Raw genomic sequence first — 16,620 nt, forward strand, 5'->3', positions numbered from 1 at the left:
TTCGTGCCTACTGCGGCTGAAGCTGCCGGGGCCCGCCCGCCGCCACCGTGCGCGGACCCCGCCGACCCGCCCGGGACGACCGGAGACGCCGACGACTCGCGCGACCGCGCTGACGCCCCGGCACGGCCGAGCGCGGTCGGGCCCGTTCCGGCGGGTCTTCCTCCGGTCGTGGCCCCCACCGGCCACGGTCCGGCCGGTCCGGCGCGTGTCGCGCTCCGGACCGGCCGGACCGGCTGCCGACCCCGTCGCGCGGGGCCGGCGCCGACCGTCGTGGTCAGGCCCGCGCGGACGGCGCGGCCTGTTCGGCGGCCTGCCCGTCCGGCGTGGACCCGCCGGCCGCCCCGGTCTCCGGCGCCGACGCGGGCCGGTCGACGCCGCCACCGTGCTCGAGGGCGACCCGGGGCAGGGCCCGCGCCAGGAAGCGGGGCAGCCACCACGCCCGGCGGCCGAAGACCTGCATCAGGGCGGGCAGGATGAGGCAGCCGATGAGCAGGGCGTCGGCCAGGATCGCCACCGCCAGGCCGAGGCCGAACTGGGCGAGCATCCGGGTGGGGCTCAGCATGAAGGCCGCGAAGACCACCACCATGATGGCGCCGGCGGCGGTGACCACCTTCCCGGTCGTCGCGATGCCCTCCCGGACCGCCTCGGTCGGGTCCTTGCTGCGCTCCCACTCCTCGTGCATCCGGGAGAGCAGGAAGACCTGGTAGTCCATGGAGAGCCCGAAGGCCACCGCGAAGATCATCACCGGCACGTACGCCTCGATCGGGCCGGGCTCGACGCCGAGCCGACCGTCCTGGAACACCAGGGTCATGACACCCAGCGCCACGCCCACGCTGAGCACGTTGAGCACCGAGGCGAAGAGCGGGATGAGTAGCGAACGGAAGACCAGGATCAGCAACAGGATCGACAGGCCGACCACGACCAGCACGAAGATCGGCATCTTGGCGGCCACCGCCTCGGAGAAGTCCACCGTGGCGGCGGTGCTGCCCCCGATCAGGTACCGCGCTCCGGTCTCCTGGGCCACCGGCGGCAGCACGTTCTCCCGCAGCCGGTCGACCAGTTCCATGGTCTCCTGGTCCTGCGGCTTGGACTCCGGCAGCACGATGATCAGGGAGAGGTTCTCGCCGATGGTGTTCGGCGGCACCGCGGTCGCGACGCCCTCGGTCGCGGCGATGGCGGTCTGGGCCCGGGCCGCGTCCTGCGGGCTGCCGTCGGAGAGCACGATCAGCGGCCCGTTGAAACCCGGACCGAAGCCCTCGGCCAGCAGGTCGTAGGCCTGGCGGCTGTGGGTGGACTCGGGGTCGTTGCCGGCGTCGGCGAAGCCCAGGTTCATGTTGATCACCGGGAGCGCCAGGGCGACCAGGACCGCCAACGGCACCAGCGCGTTGAGCCACCGGTGCCGCTGCACCCAGGTCACCCAGCGTCGCCACACCGCGCCCTCGACGCCCTTGCCCTTGGCCAGCCGCTTCTGCACGCCCTTCTCGATCCGGCCGCCGACCAGGGACAGCAGCGCGGGCAGCAGGGTGAGCGAGGCGAGCATGGTGACCGCGACGGTCATCGCCACCGCGAGCGCGACCCCCTGCAACGAGCCGAGACCCAGCACGACCAGGCCCATCAGGGCCAGGATGACGGTGCAGCCGGCGAAGAAGACCGTCCGGCCGGCGGTGTCCTGCGCGTTGACGGCGGCCTGCCGGCGTTCCACGCCCCGCAGCAGCTCGGAGCGGTACCGGGAGAAGATCAGCAACGCGTAGTCGATGCCGACGCCCAACCCGACCAGCATCATCAGCGGCGCGGTGAAGTCGGCGATGGTGGCGACGTGCGAGGCCAGACCGATCAGGCCGATCGCGGAGCCGACCGCGAAGATGGCGATGACCAGGGGCAGGCTGGCGGCCACGATCGAGCCGAACAGGATCACCATGATGACCAGGGCGGCGATCATGCCGGCGAACTCGGCGCCGCCTCCGCCGCCCTCCTGGACCGCCCGGACCGGCGCGCCGCCCAACTCGACCCGCAGGCCCTCGCCCTCGGCCTCGGTGGCGACGTCGATGATGCGACGGACGTCGTCGGCCGGCACGTCGGCGGACTGACCGTCCAACGCGACCGTGGCGTACCCGATGGTGCCCTGCTCGGAGATGCCGAAGCCCTCGTACGGACTCTGCACCCCGGCGACGTGCGGCAGCTTCCCGACCTCGCCGAGCATCGTCTCGATCCGGCTCTGGACGCCCGGGTCACGCAGCCCGGCCGGCCGCTCGAAGACGACCTGGAGCGACTCGCCGGACTGGACCGGCGCCCGCTCCTCCAGCAGGTCCAGCGACGCCTGGGAGTCGGTGCCCGGCAGCCGGAAGTCGTTGCGGTAGTCGGTGCCGACGGCCTGGGCGGCGACCGTGACCCCGGCCAGCACGAGCACCCAGAGCACGACGGCGAGCCAGCGTCGCCGGTAGGACCAGCCACCCAGTCGTTCGAAGACACTGGATCGCCGCGTGGGCGGCGCTGTGGCGGATGACTCGGCCATGGCGATCGACCTCCGGAGAATCGACACTCAGATAGATAGGTTGCCTACTTGTAGATACGCCACCTTAACAGCCCGATCCGTAGCCGGCCTACATCTCGGGTCGCGGCACGACCGTGTCGTGGCCATGTCAGCGCCCCGGCCCCGGCGAATCCTGTCCCAGGCATCGGCCGACGTCAGGGTTGCCGGAAACCCGACGAGCTGCGGGATCACCAGCCGCCCGCCGGCCGTCCCCGACCTGCCGGCCGGCGCGGACCCACGTACGTCAGGGAGAACCCTGCGTTTTCCCTGGGGTTGTCCGGGACGGGTGGACGACCACCGGATAGGGAGCCAGGCTACTGGTGTACCCACCCCTCCCCTACCCAGAGGTGATTGCCCATGCGCCCGCTCCGGCGAGTGCTGATCGTCGCCACCGTCGTCGTCGTGCTGCTCTGCGCGGCCGGCGTGGCGGGCGTGGCCTGGATGTTCAACTCGACGACCGTCTCCACCGCCGGCAAGATCGACTTCGTACGCGCGCTGCCGGTGCCCCCGCTGGCCCCGTCCACCGTCGACGCCCAGGGGCGGCGGGTCTTCGACCTGCGGGCGCAGGCCGGACGCCACGACTTCGGCGACCGCGCCGCCGACACCTGGGGCTTCAACGGCGCGTACCTCGGCCCGACGCTGCGGGCCACCCGGGGCGAGCAGGTGCTGGTGAACTTCCGCAACGGACTCGACGAGCAGACCACGGTGCACTGGCACGGCATGCGCCTGCCGGCCCGGATGGACGGTGGTCCACACCAGATGGTCGCCGCCGGCGCGACCTGGTCACCCACCTGGAAACTGGACCAGCCGGCCAGCACGCTCTGGTACCACCCGCACCCGCACGGGGAGACCGCCGCGCACGTCTACCGGGGTCTGGCCGGGATGTTCCTGGTCGACGACCCGGCCACCTCGGCGCCCGCGCTGCCCCACCGGTACGGGGTGGACGACGTCCCGGTGATCGTGCAGGACAAGCGCTTCAACGGCGACGGCAACCTCAACGAGGGAGCGCCGATGTTCAGCGGGGTCGGCGTGCTCGGCGACACCATCGTCGTCAACGGCGCCACCGCCCCCTACCTGGACGTGACGAGCGAGCGGGTGCGGCTGCGGGTGCTCAACGCGTCCAACTCCCGGGTCTTCGACTTCGGTTTCGCCGACGACCGCGAATTCGCCCTGGTCGGCACGGACGGCGGCCTGCTCGACCGGCCGCACCGGATGACCCGGGTGATGCTGTCGCCCGGCGAGCGGGCCGAGATCGTGGTCGACGTGCGCCCCGGTGAGCGGCCGGTGCTGCGCAGCTTCCCGCCGGACATGGGCGCGGACGCCTGGCAGGAGCGCTTCAACGGCGGCGAGGACACCTTCGACGTCCTCCAACTGCGGGCCGCCGACCGGCTGGAGGAGCGTCCGGAGCTGCCGGCCACGCTTGTCGACACCCCCCGGCTGGACCCCGGGGGCGCGGCGGAGACCCGCCGGCTCACCTTCGCCGGCACCCGGATCAACGGCGACGCGATGGACATGGACCGGATCGACGCCACCGTCACCAAGGGCACCACCGAGGTCTGGGAGGTACGCAGCCAGGAGGCGCTCCAGCACAACTTCCACATCCACGACGTGCAGTTCCAGGTGCTCGACGTCGACGGCCGGCAGCCACCGCCGCACCTGAGCGGCTGGAAGGACACCCTCTACCTGTACCCGAACCGGACGTTCCGGATCATCGCCCGGTTCGCCGACCACGCCGACCCGAACACGCCGTACATGTACCACTGCCACATCCTGTTCCACGAGGACGAGGGGATGATGGGGCAGTTCGTGGTGGTCGAGCCGGGCCAGCGGGCCGGCACGCCGGGTGGCGGCCACGAGCACGGCGGCTAGGGCGGCGGACACCACCACGACTGATCCCACCGGGCGCGGGGGGCCCGGCCGGGTCCCCCGCGCCCCACGCCCCGGGCGGGCGGGATCAGCCCCCACGCCCCGTCCGACGCCTACCCGGCGGGACCAGCGCTCACGCCCCGGGCGGGATGTTGTGGTTTCGGTGGAAGACGTTGTCCGGGTCGTAGACCCGCTTGAGCGCGACCAGGCGACCGAGGTCCGCCGGCCGGTACGCCGCCATGGTGCGCGCGGGATCGGTGAGGAAGTTGAGCAGCACCCCCCCGGTGGCGTAGGGGCGCACCCGGTGGGCCAGCGCCCGCAGGTGCCCGCGGGCCGCCGGCAGGTCCGCCGCGCGTAGGTCCGGGGCGACCGCGAGCAGCGCGTACGTCGCGTCCCGGTGCCCGGCGGGGCCGAGATCGGGGCCGGGCCGGGCCAGCGCGCCGCCGACGTGCCGCAGCTCGATGACGGTGACCGGGGAGTCGTCCGGGCGGCTGCGGGTGGCGCCCCGGATCTCGGCCAGCAGCACGTCGATCAGCTCGTCGCTGAGCCCCTGCACCAGATCGGTGTGCGCCTGGACGATCTGTGGCGCGGGCCGCCGTTCGTCGAGCAGCGCGGCGTCCAGCCAGCTCATCGGCTGGTACCCGCCGAGCAGCGGCGGGCCGGCCGCGGCGAGCAGCGGGGCGAGCGCCCGCCGTCCCTGCGCCACCGGACCGGTGTGGCAGATCCGCAGCCCCAGCACCGGACGTCCGCGCAGCGGCTCCGGGGTCGTCGGCGCGTCGGGCAGCCGCAGCAGGCTCAGCACGCTGGCGAACGCGTCGGGCAGACCGGAGGCGTGGTCCCGGTGACAGGCCAGGACGTCCCCGGCCCGTTCGGCCGGGAAGTAGGCCGTCCCGCCGTACACCTCGGTCACCGGGTAGAGCTGCAGCCGCAGCTCGGTGACCACGCCGAAGTTGCCTCCGCCGCCGCGCAGCGCCCACCACAGGTCCGCGTCGTGGTCCGGGCCGGCGACCAGCCGGGTGCCGGCGGCGGTCACCACCTCGGCCCGCAACAGGCTGTCGGCGGCGAAGCCGTGCCGACGCGACAGCCAGCCGAGGCCACCGCCGAGGGTGTAGCCGGCCACCCCGAGTTGGGCGGAAGAGCCCGAGATCGGGGCCAGGCCGTACCGCGCGGCGGCGGCGATCACCTCCCCCCAGCGGGTGCCACCGCCCACCCGGGCGGTGGCCCGGTCGGGGTCGATCTCCACGTACGTCATCCGGCCCAGGTCGACCAGGACCCCGCCGTCGGTGGGCCGTACCGTGCCGTGGCCGGTGGTCTGCACGCCCAGCGGCACCCCGAACTCACGGGCGGTGAGCAGGGCCTGCGCGACGTCCGCCGCGTCGGTGGCCTCGGCCACCAGCAGCGGCCGCTGGTGGACGTCGCGCCGCCAGGCCGAGCGGCCGGCGTCGTAGCCGGCCGCGCCGGGCAGATGGAGGCGTCCGTCGAACCGGCGGCGCAGTCGACGCGCGACGGTCTCCGGACTCCACGGCCCACCGCCCGGCTCCGGCTGCCCGAGCAGCGGGTCGGCGCCGCACGCCGGCAGGAAGAGCTCGCCGCCGGGGGTGGTGGGGGCGAGGAACGAGTGGACGGCCGTCGGGGTCCTCCCGCGGGGCGGGCGGGCGGCCCGGGCCGGGTCGACGCGCATGGCACGGGCACAGGGAAAGGCCACGTCCGTTCCGTCCCGGCCTGACCTGCGTCGTGTCATACGGAGCGTCCCCTCCGGTCGGACCACGCCTCGACGTCACCGGACCGACCGGGGCGACGGGTGTCACGCCAGCGGTCGGTGGCGCGCCGGGCCGAACGACATCCATGATCTCCCATGCGGCGGCGAATGACCACCTTGGGTCACCTTCTTCTCACCGACGGCTCATCCCGCGTTCCCACCGGCGGGTCCGTTCACGGCCCCACGCCGTCGCGGGCAGGTGGGCGGTGGACCGGGTGGTGACTACATTGGGTGCCATGCCCGCCATCACCGTGGACGACGTCCTGGTCCTGCCACGACTGCCCCGAATCGACGAGGACGCCACCGCCTTCCGGCCCGTCCGCCGGGTGGTCACCGCGCCGAGCGGCTTCGAGGGCGAGGGTTTCCCGGTCCGCCGGGCCTTCTCCGGGGTGCCGACGCACGAGCTGGACCCGTTCCTGCACCTCGACCAGATGGGTGAGGTGGAGTACGCGCCGGGCGAGCCGAAGGGCACCGCCTGGCATCCGCACCGCGGCTTCGAGACGGTCACGTACATCATCGACGGGATCTTCGACCACCAGGACTCGCACGGCGGCGGCGGCACGATCACCAACGGCGACACGCAGTGGATGACCGCCGGCAGCGGCCTGTTGCACATCGAGGCCCCGCCGGAGCACCTGGTGGTCAGCGGCGGTCTCTTCCACGGGCTCCAGCTCTGGGTCAACCTGCCCCGGGTGGCGAAGCTGAGCCCGCCGCGCTACCAGGACATCCGGGGCCGCGAGGCGGCCCTGCTGACGACCGCGGACGGCGGGGCGCTGCTGCGGGTCATCGCGGGCGAGGTGGCCGGTCACCGGGGGCCGGGCTCGACGCACACGCCGATCACCATCACCCACGTCACCGTGCAGCCCGGCGCAGAGGTGAGCATGCCCTGGCGGCCCGACTTCAACGCGCTGGTCTACGTGCTCGGCGGGCGCGGCACGGTCGGCACGGACCGCCGGCCGGTGCGCACCGGCCAGCTCGCGACGCACGGGCCCGGCGACGCGCTGCGCTTCGCCGCCGACGCCCGGCAGGAGAGTCGCACCCCGACTCTGGATCTCTACGTCATGGGTGGGCAGCCGATCCGGGAGCCGGTGGCACAGTACGGCCCGTTCGTGATGAACACCCGCGCGGAGCTCGTCCAGGCGTTCGAGGACTACCAGGCCGGACGGTTGGGGGTCGTCCCCACCGAGCGGGTGCCGCACGCCGGGGACGACCACCGGCCCTGACCGGTCGACGCGCAGGTCAGGAGACCGCGAAGATCCCGGCGACGCCGAGGATCACCATGAGCAGCACCGCCACCAGGGCCCCGCGCTCGCTCTCCACCGCCTGCGTGGTGGGCTGCTCGGGTTGGGCGTTCGTCGACTCGACCGGCATGACTCGTGTCCTCCTCGGTGTCCCGTCCGGGTGGTGCTGGGCAGCGGTGGGCGTTCGGTACGGCCACCGGCGTGCGGTCCGACGACGCGCGTCCTACCGTGGGGGCGTCGTCGACCTCGGGAGGGCCGGAGCGTGACCGTGGAGGACTGGTTCCTCAGCGCTGCCGAACGCGCCAACCCGGTCTCGGGTTTACCCACCTGGACCAGTGGAAACCTGGCCGAGCCGCTAATTCACGGCGTCGCCTACTTCGACCGGCTGGTCGACGAGGTGGAGGCCCTCACGGCCGGTGACCACCTCTTCTTCACCGACTGGCGGGGCGATCCCGACGAGCGGATGCGCCCGGACGGGCCGACGGTGGCCGGGCTGTTCGCCCGGGCCGCCCAGCGCGGGGTCGTGGTCAAGGGGCTGATGTGGCGCTCCCACCTCGACGTCCTGTCCTACAGCGAGCAGGAGAACCGCGACCTCAGCGAGACGATCTCGGCGGCCGGCGGGGAGGTGCTGCTCGACCAACGGGTCCGCCGGGGTGGCTCACACCACCAGAAGCTGGTGGTGCTGCGTCGCCCGGGGCAACCGGAACGGGATGTCGCGTTCGCCGGCGGGATCGACCTGTGCCACAGCCGGCGGGACGACGAGACGCACCGCGGCGATCCGCAGGCGCTGCGGATGTCGCCGAGGTACGGCCCCCGCCCGCCCTGGCACGACGTGCAGTTGGCGGTGCGTGGGCCGGTGGTCGGCGCGCTGGACACCGTCTTCCGGGAGCGCTGGACCGACCCGATGCCCCTGGACTCGGAGAATCCGCTGGCGTTCCTGCGGGACCGGCTGCGGGGCGCGGACCTGCGTCCGGACCCGCTGCCGGCGCAGCCTCCGGACCCGTCGCCGTGTGGTCCGCACCACGTGCAGGTGCTGCGCACCTATCCGGCGGTGCGGCCCCGGTACTCCTTCGCCCCGGACGGGGAGCGCACGGTGGCCCGCGGCTACACCAAGGCGGTCCGTCGGGCCCGCCGGCTGATCTACCTGGAGGACCAGTACCTATGGTCGCGGGAGGTCGCCGAGCTGTTCGCCGAGGCCCTGCGGGAGAACCCGGAGCTGCACCTGGTCGCGGTGGTCCCCCGGCACCCGGACGTGGACGGGCGGCTGGCGCTGCCGCCGAACACGGTGGGCCGGGAACAGGCGCTCGCGCTCTGCCAGCAGGCCGCCGCGGACCGCGTGCACGTCTTCGACGTGGAGAACCACGACGGCGGACCGGTCTACGTGCACGCGAAGGTGTGTGTGGTCGACGACGTGTGGGCCAGCGTGGGCAGCGACAACTTCAACCGCCGGTCGTGGACGCACGACAGCGAGCTGTCCTGCGCGGTGCTGGACGACACGCCGGACCACCGGGCGCCGACCGACCCGGCCGGGCGGGGTGACGGCGCCCGGATCTTCGCCCGGGAGCTGCGGCTGCGGTTGTGGCGGGAGCATCTGGACCGTCCTGCCGACGGCAGCGGGGACGCGGACCTGCTCGATCCGGCCGACGCCGTGGCGGCGGTCACCGCCGCCGCCGACGCGCTCCAGGACTGGCACGACCGGGGGCGGGTCGGCCCGCGCCCGCCGGGCCGGCTCCGCCCGCACCGGCCGGAGCGGCTGCCCTGGTACACCCGGCTGTGGGCGCTGCCGGCGTACCGGCTGGTGTACGACCCGGACGGCCGGCCGTTGCGGGCCCGCCGCGCCGGCACCTGGTGACCGGACCGACCGGACGACCAACCATCCCCGCCCGACACCGACCAGCCACCTCTGACTCCGGCGGGCAGGGGTGCGCCCGACCGGGCCGGCGCCGGCCGTTTCACGGATGTGGGGGCATCACCGGCCGGTGATGCCCCCACATCCGTGAAACGGAGACCACACGAACGGGCCGACCCGTCCGACGCCGGCCCGACCGGGGCCGGCGCTCCGCTCGTCGGTGACGGGTGGTGACGGCGGCGAGCCGAGAGTGACCGGACGCCGGATCGCGGGCAGCGGACCGTGACGGGCCGGTAACGGAAACCGGATTCCCGATCTCCATTACCGGCATTGCTGGGCGGTTTGCCCGCTACACGAGCGATAGACCATTAAGTGCATCGTACTTTCGGCTAGATTTCCTCGGCACGATCAGGCTAAGGTTGGTCCCGAAAGGCCATCTGAAGCTAAACCCAAAAGCTTTCGTCTTTTCCAGCGGACGAGGTGCAGGGAGGACCACCATGACCGCGCCAACGATCACGAAGCCGGCGACCACCACACCCACCGGCACCGACAAGCTCGACCCGCGGGCCCTGACCGACAGCGCCGCCGAGTTGCTCAACGCCATGGCCGCGCTGCCCGCCGACCACCCGTCGCGGGCGGCCCTGCGGGACCGGGCCATCGAGGCCTGGCTGCCGCTGGCCAACCACCTCGCCCACCGTTACAGCGGGCGCGGCGAGCCCACCGACGACCTGGCGCAGACCGCCGCGGTCGGCCTGATCAAGGCCATCGACAAGTTCGACCCCACCCGGGGCGTCGACTTCGCCGGGTACGCGATCCCGACCATCATCGGCGAGCTCAAGCGTCACTTCCGCGACCGCACCTGGGACATCCGGGTGCCCCGCCGGCTCCAGGAGCTGCGGCTGTCGATCTCCGACGCGAACAGCTCCCTGCTGCAGACGCTGGGCCGCTCGCCGACGGTCGCCGACATCGCCGCCCACCTCAACCTCACCGAGGAAGAGGTCCTCGAAGGCCTGGAGGGCGCCCGCGCCTACAACGCGGTGTCGCTGTCCACCCCGACCGGCGACGGCGAGCGCGCCACCGAGCTGGGCGACATGCTCGGCGGGGAGGACAACGAGTTCGAGCTGGCCGAGCTGCGGGTCGCGCTCGGCCCGGCGCTGGCCACCCTCGACGAGCGCGAGCAGAAGATCCTCACCCTCCGGTTCTACGGCAACCTGACCCAGTCGCAGATCGCCGACCAGATCGGGGTGTCCCAGATGCACGTGTCCCGGCTGCTGGCCCGGGCGCTGACCAAGCTGCGCGGGCAGCTCGACGGCACGTACTGACCGATCACGACGAAGGCCGGGCCTGGTGAGGGGGCCCGGCCTTCGTCGTGGGTCCGGCCCACGATGCCCTCACACCCGGGCACCGGGGGCCGGGGCCGGTGGGGCCGCCAGCTCCGTCGTCACGCTCTCCGGACCGAGCCCGATCCGGGCGTGCCGGGCCGGCCGGTGGACCCGCAGCACGGCCGCCCAGAGCGCGCCGACCAACGCCACCGCCAGGAACACCGCAGGCGGGGCCCAGCGCAGCGGGGCGTCCGCCGCGACCCCGAACAGGGTGGCGACGTCGGCCAGCGCCAGCACGACCATGGCGACCAGGGCGACGGCGGCCAGACCGGGCGCCACGGCCCGACGCCACCAGGGCTCGTCGGCGGCCTCCCGGACGAGGAACACCAGCACCGCCACCGACGTGACGGCGGTGAGCAGCAGCAGCCCGAGGCCGCCGAACGCGACGGCCCGGTAGAAGAGACGCCGTACCGGGTCCACGCCGACGGCGGCACACCCGAGGATCACCACCAGCCCGAGCGTGCTCTGCGCCGCCGAGGCCACCCGGGGCGCGCCGGTACGGGGCGAGGCGCGGCCGAACACCGCGGGCAGCAGCCCTTCCCGGCCCAGCGCGAACGCGTACCGGGCGGTGGTGTGGTGCAGCGAGAGCAGCGCGGCGAACGCCGAGGCGACGAAGACCGCCAGCCCGACCGGCGTCAGCGCCTCGCCGAGGTGCTCGCCGGCCAGGTCGAACAGCAGCTCGACGCCGTGCTCCCGGGCCAGGGCGACCGCCCGGTCCGGGCCGAGGGCCGCCGTGGTGGCCGCGGCGGAGAAGGCCAGGACGACGCCGACGACGCCCACCGCGAGGTACGTGGCCGCCCGCGCCGTCCGGCGCGGATCCCGGGTCTCCTCCCGCAGCAGCACGGCCGACTCGAACCCGACGAACCCGACGACGGCGAGGACGAGCAGCGCGCCGGCCCCGGGGGTGAGCAGCCGCGCCGGGGAGACGGCGTCGAGGTCGAGCGCCCCGCCGGCCGGGGTGAGCAGCCGCCCCAGGCCGAAGACGACGAGCACGGCCAGCTCGGCCAGCAGCAGCGCCGCCAGCGTCGGTCCGGTCAGGTCCATCCGCAGCACGCCCAGCGCGGCGACCAGCGCCCAGACCGCCAGCGCCAGCAGCCACCAGGCCGGCGCGGTCCCGAGCCACCGGACGAGCAGTGGCGCGCCGGCCGCGCCGACCACCCCGTACAGGCCGACCTGGAGGGCGTTACGCGCGATCAGCGCCGTCCAGGCGGCCCCCACGCCGGCGGGCCGGCCGAGGCCGCGGGCGACGTGGGCGTGGAACCCGCCGGCGTGGGCCAGCCGGTGACACATCGCCCCGTAGCCCACCGCGAACAGGGCCAGCGTCACGGCCACCGCGAGGACGGCCGGGGCGAGGGCGGCGTGACCGGTCACCGCGTACCCGGTGGTGGCCAGTCCGGCCGCCGCGGTCAGCGGCGCCGACGCGGAGAGCGTGAACAGCAGCACCGAGGGCACCCCACGGCCGCCCGGGACCAACGTCTCGGGGACGTCGCCGGGCCGGTCGGCTGTCGTCGACGGCGGGGTGGGCGGCATGGGAACGGTTCCGATCGGGGGGGGGGACAGGGCGGGTCAACCGCGGAGCACGGCCGCGCCGACGGCGGCCTCGGTGTGGCCGACCAGCTCCCGCAGCGCCCGGGGCAGCGCCGGTCGGAGCATCCCGAAGCGACGCCGGGCGCGCGGGTCGGCGTCCCAGAGGACCACCCGGGTCAGCCCGGTGGCCGCGACCAGTCCGCACAGCAACGCGTCCGGCACGGTCGGCGGGTCAGGCCGCTCCAGCAGGGCCAGCAGGCGCGCGCCCGGCCAGGCCAGCGCGTTACGGTCGACGGCGACGTAGCTGACGCTGGCGCGCAGCACGCCACGGCGTTCCTGCCGGCGGACCACCCCGGCCCGGCTGAGCCGCTCCCCCACCGCGTCGGCCGCCGTCCGGGCCAGGAAGACCAGCCAGGTACGCAGCAGCCGGTGCCGGCTCTCCCCGACGAGCTGGGCGAGCACCGTGCCGGCCAGCGCGTCGGCCGGTGGCCGGCGGTCCAGCACGGACAACCGTCCGTCCGACACGGTGACCCGTCCGGTGAGGACCAGCTCGCCGAGGAGGCCGGCGGCGAGGCCGAGGCCGGTGGCTGTCGGGTTCAGCCGGGGCCGGCCACGGCTGTCGTCGTGGACGATCAGGAAGAACTCGTCGGCGATGCGCAACGACCCCTCCCCGGCTCGCTCGTCCACAGTGATCAGGACCGGTGAAAGGATGCACTCAGACCCGGTGCAATGCAACTCCCAGAATCGGTATGTTGCACGAACCGGGCTCGTGACCTGCGGATACGATGCCCCGTGGCACACTCGGCCGGGTGACCGCCAGCCCCACCGTCCGCCGTCGCCGCATCGCCCGCGAGCTTCGGCAGTTGCGGGAGCGCGCCGGGATGACCCTCGACGTCGCCGCCCGGCAGCTCGACATGTCCAAGAGCAACCTCTCCCGGATCGAGAACGCGCAGATCGGCATCAAGCCCCGCGACGTCCGCGCGGCCCTGGCCCTGTACCAGGTCACCGGGAACGACGCCGAGGCGCTCATCGAGATCGCCCGGGGCGCGCAGCAACGCGGCTGGTGGCAGAACTACAGCGACGTGCTGCCGGAGTGGTTCGAGTTCTACGTCGGACTGGAGGCCGAGGCGGCGACGCTGCGCACGTACGAGGCCGAGGTGGTGCCCGGTCTGCTCCAGACCGAGGCGTACGCCCGGGAGATCTTCCGGCTGACCGCCGGCGAGGACGGCGTGGAGCGCAAGGTCGCCGCCCGCCTGCACCGCCAGCACGTGCTGCGCCGGGAGTCGCCGGCGCAGATGTCGGTGGTGCTCAACGAGGCGGTGCTGCTGCGGCCGGTCGTCGGCCCGGCGGTGATGGCCGAACAGGTGGCTCAGATCAGCCGAGTAGCGCAACTACCTAACGTGACCCTCCAGATACTTCCGTTCGCGGCGGGCGGGCACCCCGCGATGAGCACGCCGTACGTCGTCCTGCACTTCGCCGACGCCGCCGACGATGCCGTGGTTTACCTGGACAACCTCACGATGGGACTGGCCTTGGAGGGTGCCGGGCACGTCCGGGGGTATACCCTTGTGCACGAGAGACTGTGCCGGATGGCGCTCTCTCCAGCGGACTCGTTGACCCGCCTTGAGGCCGCAATTCGTTACTTTGCGTGACCACAAGACGCTTCTTCGCAGACGAGAGGTACCCCACCATGACCGCGCTCGACCTCACCTGCGCGCAGTGGCGCACCAGCACACGCAGCAGCGGCAACGGCAACTGCGTGGAGGTCGCCGGCGTACCCGGTCGGGTGGCCGTCCGGGACAGCAAGGACCGTGGCGGGCCGGTGCTCCTCTTCGGTTCGTCGACCTGGCGGGCCTTCCTCAGCGGGCTCGACGCGCTCCGCTGAGGTCGGTGCGTGCTCCACGACGTACCCCTCGACCTGCCGGTCCGGCCGGCGCTGCCGGCCCTGACGGCGGCGCTCGGCGCGGCCGGCGTCGCCGTGCTGGTCGCCCCGCCCGGCACCGGGAAGACGACGCTCGCGCCCCTGGCGGTCGCCGACCAGGTCACCGGTCGGGTGGTCCTCGCCCAGCCCCGGCGGGTGGCCGCCCGCGCGGCGGCCCGCCGGATGGCGGGGCTGCTGGGCGAACAGGTCGGCGACCGGGTCGGCTACGCGGTGCGCGGCGACCGTCGCACCGGGCCGACCACCCGGATCGAGGTGGTCACCACCGGCCTGCTGCTGCGCCGGCTGCACCACGACCCGGAGCTGCCCGGCGTCGCGGCGGTGCTGCTGGACGAGGTGCACGAGCGGCACCTCGACGCGGACCTGGCGCTCGCCTTCACCGTGGAGGCCCGCGCCGCGTTGCGCCCCGACCTGTGGCTGCTCGCCATGTCGGCGACCGCCGAGGCGGACCGGTTCGCCGCCCTGCTCGCCCCGGCCGGACCGCCGGCCCCGGTGGTCCGGGCCGAGGCCGCGCTGCACCCGGTGACCCGGATCTGGGCGCCCCCGCCGCGGCCGGTGACCGCCTACCGGGGCAACCGGGTCGACCCCGCGCTGCTCGACCACGTGGCCGGCACCGTCCGGCGGGCCCTGGCCGACCACCCGGGCGACGTGCTGGTCTTCCTGCCCGGCGCGCGCGAGATCGCCGACGTCACCGCCCGCCTCGCCGACCTGCGGGAGTGGGTCGCCCTGGTGCCGCTGCACGGCCGGCAGCGCGGCGCGGACCAGGACGCCGCGCTGCGGCCGACCGACCGGCGGCGGGTGGTGTTGGCCACCGCCATCGCGGAGAGCAGCCTCACCGTCCCCGGCGTCCGGGTGGTGGTCGACGCCGGACTCAGCCGGGTCGCCCGCACCGACCTGGCCCGGGGCCTGGGCTCGCTGGTCACCGTGCCGGTCTCCCGGGCCGCCGCGACCCAGCGGGCCGGTCGGGCCGGTCGGGAGGCCCCCGGACACGTGTACCGCTGCTGGTCGGCGGCCACCCACGAACGGCTGGCCGCGCAGCCCGAACCGGAGATCGCCACCGCCGACCTGACCGGGTTCGCCCTTGAGCTGGCCGCCTGGGGGCAGCCGGACGGCGTCGGGCTCGCGCTGCCCGATCCTCCGCCGGCCGCGGCGCTGGCGGTGGCCCGGCAGACCCTCGGCACGCTCGGCGCGGTCGACCCGGCCGGCCGGATCACCGACCGGGGACGGGCCATCGCGGCGACCGGGGCGCACCCCCGGCTGGGCCGGGCGCTGCTCGACGGCGCCCGCTGGGTCGGCGCGGACCGGGCCGCCGAGGTGGTCGCCCTGCTCACCGAGGAGAGCGGGCCCGGCGACGACCTGGTCGGCCTCTGGCGGCGACTGCGCGCCGGCGTCGACCCCGCCGCCACCGCCCGTTGGCGTGCCGAGGTACGCCGGCTGCGCGCGGCCCCGCCCACCGGCGCGGCGGCGGGCCGACCGGGCTCCGCCCGGGCCGGGAGCGCCGACCGGCTCCTGCCCGACGACCTGGCGGCCGGGCTGGTCGTCGGGTTGGCCCACCCGGAGCGGCTGGCCCGGGCCCGCCGGCCGGGCGGCGCGACGTACCTGATGGCCGGCGGGACCGCCGCGGAGCTGCCACCGGGGTCGGCGCTGACCGGGTGCGACTGGCTGGCGGTGGCGGTGGTGGACCGGGCCCCCGGCGCGCCCGCCGCCCGGATCCGGGCCGCCGCCCCGCTGGACGAGACGACCGCCCGTGAGGCCGGCGGCGGGCTGCTGCGCACCGAACGGCAGGTCGGCTGGGTCGACGGGGACGTGGTCGCCCGGGAGGTGGACCGGCTCGGCGCGGTCGAGCTGGGCGACCGGCCGCTGCGCCGGCCCGACCCGGAACGTCTCGCCGCGGCCCTGCTGACCGGCCTGCGGCAGGAGGGTCTGGCGCTGCTCGACTGGAGCCCGGCCGCCCGCTTCCTGCGGGACCGGCTGGCGTTCTGCCGGCACGCGCTCGGCGACGACTGGCCCGAGGTGGACGACCCGGCGCTGCTGGCCACCGCCGCCGACTGGCTCGGCCCCGAGCTGGCCCGGGCCCGCCGCCGGGCCGACCTGGCCCGGATCGACGTGGTGACCGCGCTGCGCCGGCTGCTGCCCTGGCCGCTGGCGGCCCGCCTGGACGAGGTGGCCCCGGAGCGGATCACCGTGCCCAGCGGCAGCCGGATCCGGGTGGACTACGCCGACCCGACCGCGCCGGTGCTCCCGGTGAAGCTCCAGGAGACCTTCGGCTGGCAGCGGGCGCCCCGGATCGCCGACGGCCGGGCGCCGGTGCTGCTGCACCTGCTCTCCCCGGCCGGGCGGCCGGTGGCGGTCACCGCCGACCTGGCGTCCTTCTGGCAGGTCGGCTATCCGCAGGTCCGGGCGGAGCTGCGGGGGCGCTACCCGCGCCACCCCTGGCCGGCGGACCCGACGACCGCCCCGCCCACCCGGCACACCAGCGCCCGCCGCCGCTGAGCCCCACCGGCCCCGCGCGGCGCTGAGCCCTTGG

At 74.7% G+C, this 16,620-nt stretch carries 12 protein-coding genes; 7 read left to right on the forward strand and 5 right to left on the reverse strand.

Translation table 11 applies throughout. From position 1 onward, the window contains the following. Positions 1–274: 274 nt before the first annotated feature. Complete coding sequence (locus O7606_RS09265; RefSeq protein WP_281598646.1) at positions 275–2,512, reverse strand: MMPL family transporter; 2,238 nt, start codon at positions 2,510–2,512, stop codon at positions 275–277. 375 nt (positions 2,513–2,887) lie between these two features. Between O7606_RS09265 and O7606_RS09270 the strand changes: the two genes are divergently transcribed. After that, positions 2,888–4,399 (forward strand): multicopper oxidase domain-containing protein, encoded by a 1,512-nt coding sequence (locus tag O7606_RS09270; RefSeq protein WP_281598647.1) that lies wholly within the window; start codon positions 2,888–2,890, stop codon positions 4,397–4,399. 130 nt (positions 4,400–4,529) lie between these two features. On the opposite strand, the gene O7606_RS09275 is transcribed toward O7606_RS09270, so the two are convergent. Next, a complete protein-coding gene (locus O7606_RS09275; protein ID WP_281598648.1) occupies positions 4,530–6,077 on the reverse strand; it encodes an FAD-binding oxidoreductase in 1,548 nt (515 codons plus the stop codon). A 314-nt stretch (positions 6,078–6,391) separates the two neighbouring features. Here O7606_RS09275 and O7606_RS09280 point away from each other — a divergent pair, with 314 nt between their 5' ends. Further along, on the forward strand, positions 6,392–7,378 hold the full coding sequence (locus O7606_RS09280) for a pirin family protein (RefSeq protein ID WP_281598649.1): 987 nt from the start codon (positions 6,392–6,394) through the stop codon (positions 7,376–7,378). Positions 7,379–7,394: 16 nt separating this feature from the next. Here the strand turns inward: O7606_RS09280 and O7606_RS09285 are convergent, their stop codons facing one another. Continuing rightward, a complete protein-coding gene (locus O7606_RS09285) occupies positions 7,395–7,526 on the reverse strand; it encodes a hypothetical protein (RefSeq protein ID WP_281598650.1) in 132 nt (43 codons plus the stop codon). 132 nt (positions 7,527–7,658) lie between these two features. Here O7606_RS09285 and O7606_RS09290 point away from each other — a divergent pair, with 132 nt between their 5' ends. Further along, positions 7,659–9,248 (forward strand): phospholipase D-like domain-containing protein, encoded by a 1,590-nt coding sequence (locus tag O7606_RS09290; RefSeq protein WP_281598651.1) that lies wholly within the window; start codon positions 7,659–7,661, stop codon positions 9,246–9,248. A 494-nt stretch (positions 9,249–9,742) separates the two neighbouring features. Then, complete coding sequence (locus tag O7606_RS09295; protein ID WP_281598652.1) at positions 9,743–10,567, forward strand: SigB/SigF/SigG family RNA polymerase sigma factor; 825 nt, start codon at positions 9,743–9,745, stop codon at positions 10,565–10,567. A gap of 69 nt (positions 10,568–10,636) precedes the next feature. On the opposite strand, the gene O7606_RS09300 is transcribed toward O7606_RS09295, so the two are convergent. Beyond that, positions 10,637–12,070 carry an amino acid permease gene (locus tag O7606_RS09300; RefSeq protein WP_281598653.1) on the reverse strand — a complete coding sequence of 478 codons (1,434 nt, stop codon included), beginning with the start codon at positions 12,068–12,070 and terminating at the stop codon, positions 10,637–10,639. A gap of 123 nt (positions 12,071–12,193) precedes the next feature. Next, positions 12,194–12,814, reverse strand: a complete 621-nt coding sequence (locus O7606_RS09305) for a GPP34 family phosphoprotein (protein WP_281599576.1) — start codon at positions 12,812–12,814, stop codon at positions 12,194–12,196. Between the two features lie 149 nt (positions 12,815–12,963). Here O7606_RS09305 and O7606_RS09310 point away from each other — a divergent pair, with 149 nt between their 5' ends. Genes O7606_RS09310 through hrpB form a run of 3 tightly spaced genes read left to right on the forward strand, consistent with a single transcriptional unit; the run spans position 12,964 to position 16,586 of the window. Beyond that, positions 12,964–13,806, forward strand: coding sequence for a helix-turn-helix transcriptional regulator (locus O7606_RS09310; RefSeq protein ID WP_281598654.1), 843 nt, complete (start codon positions 12,964–12,966; stop codon positions 13,804–13,806). A gap of 38 nt (positions 13,807–13,844) precedes the next feature. Further along, positions 13,845–14,039: a DUF397 domain-containing protein gene (locus O7606_RS09315; RefSeq protein WP_281598655.1), complete on the forward strand. Its 195-nt coding sequence runs from the start codon at positions 13,845–13,847 to the stop codon at positions 14,037–14,039. A gap of 9 nt (positions 14,040–14,048) precedes the next feature. Then, entirely contained in the window at positions 14,049–16,586 is a 2,538-nt protein-coding gene (gene hrpB, locus O7606_RS09320; protein WP_281598656.1) for an ATP-dependent helicase HrpB, read from the forward strand. Positions 16,587–16,620 lie beyond the last annotated feature (34 nt).

Source organism: Micromonospora sp. WMMD882 (assembly GCF_027497255.1).
GTDB lineage: Bacteria > Actinomycetota > Actinomycetes > Mycobacteriales > Micromonosporaceae > Micromonospora.

Coding starts and splice junctions, on each gene's coding strand:
- O7606_RS09295 (WP_281598652.1), top strand. CDS start 9,743: ATGACCGCGCCAACGATCACGAAGCCGGCGACCACCACACCCACCGGC.
- O7606_RS09285 (WP_281598650.1), bottom strand. CDS start 7,526: ATGCCGGTCGAGTCGACGAACGCCCAACCCGAGCAGCCCACCACGCAG.
- O7606_RS09315 (WP_281598655.1), top strand. CDS start 13,845: ATGACCGCGCTCGACCTCACCTGCGCGCAGTGGCGCACCAGCACACGC.
- O7606_RS09280 (WP_281598649.1), top strand. CDS start 6,392: ATGCCCGCCATCACCGTGGACGACGTCCTGGTCCTGCCACGACTGCCC.
- O7606_RS09265 (WP_281598646.1), bottom strand. CDS start 2,512: ATGGCCGAGTCATCCGCCACAGCGCCGCCCACGCGGCGATCCAGTGTC.
- O7606_RS09270 (WP_281598647.1), top strand. CDS start 2,888: ATGCGCCCGCTCCGGCGAGTGCTGATCGTCGCCACCGTCGTCGTCGTG.
- O7606_RS09275 (WP_281598648.1), bottom strand. CDS start 6,077: ATGCGCGTCGACCCGGCCCGGGCCGCCCGCCCGCCCCGCGGGAGGACC.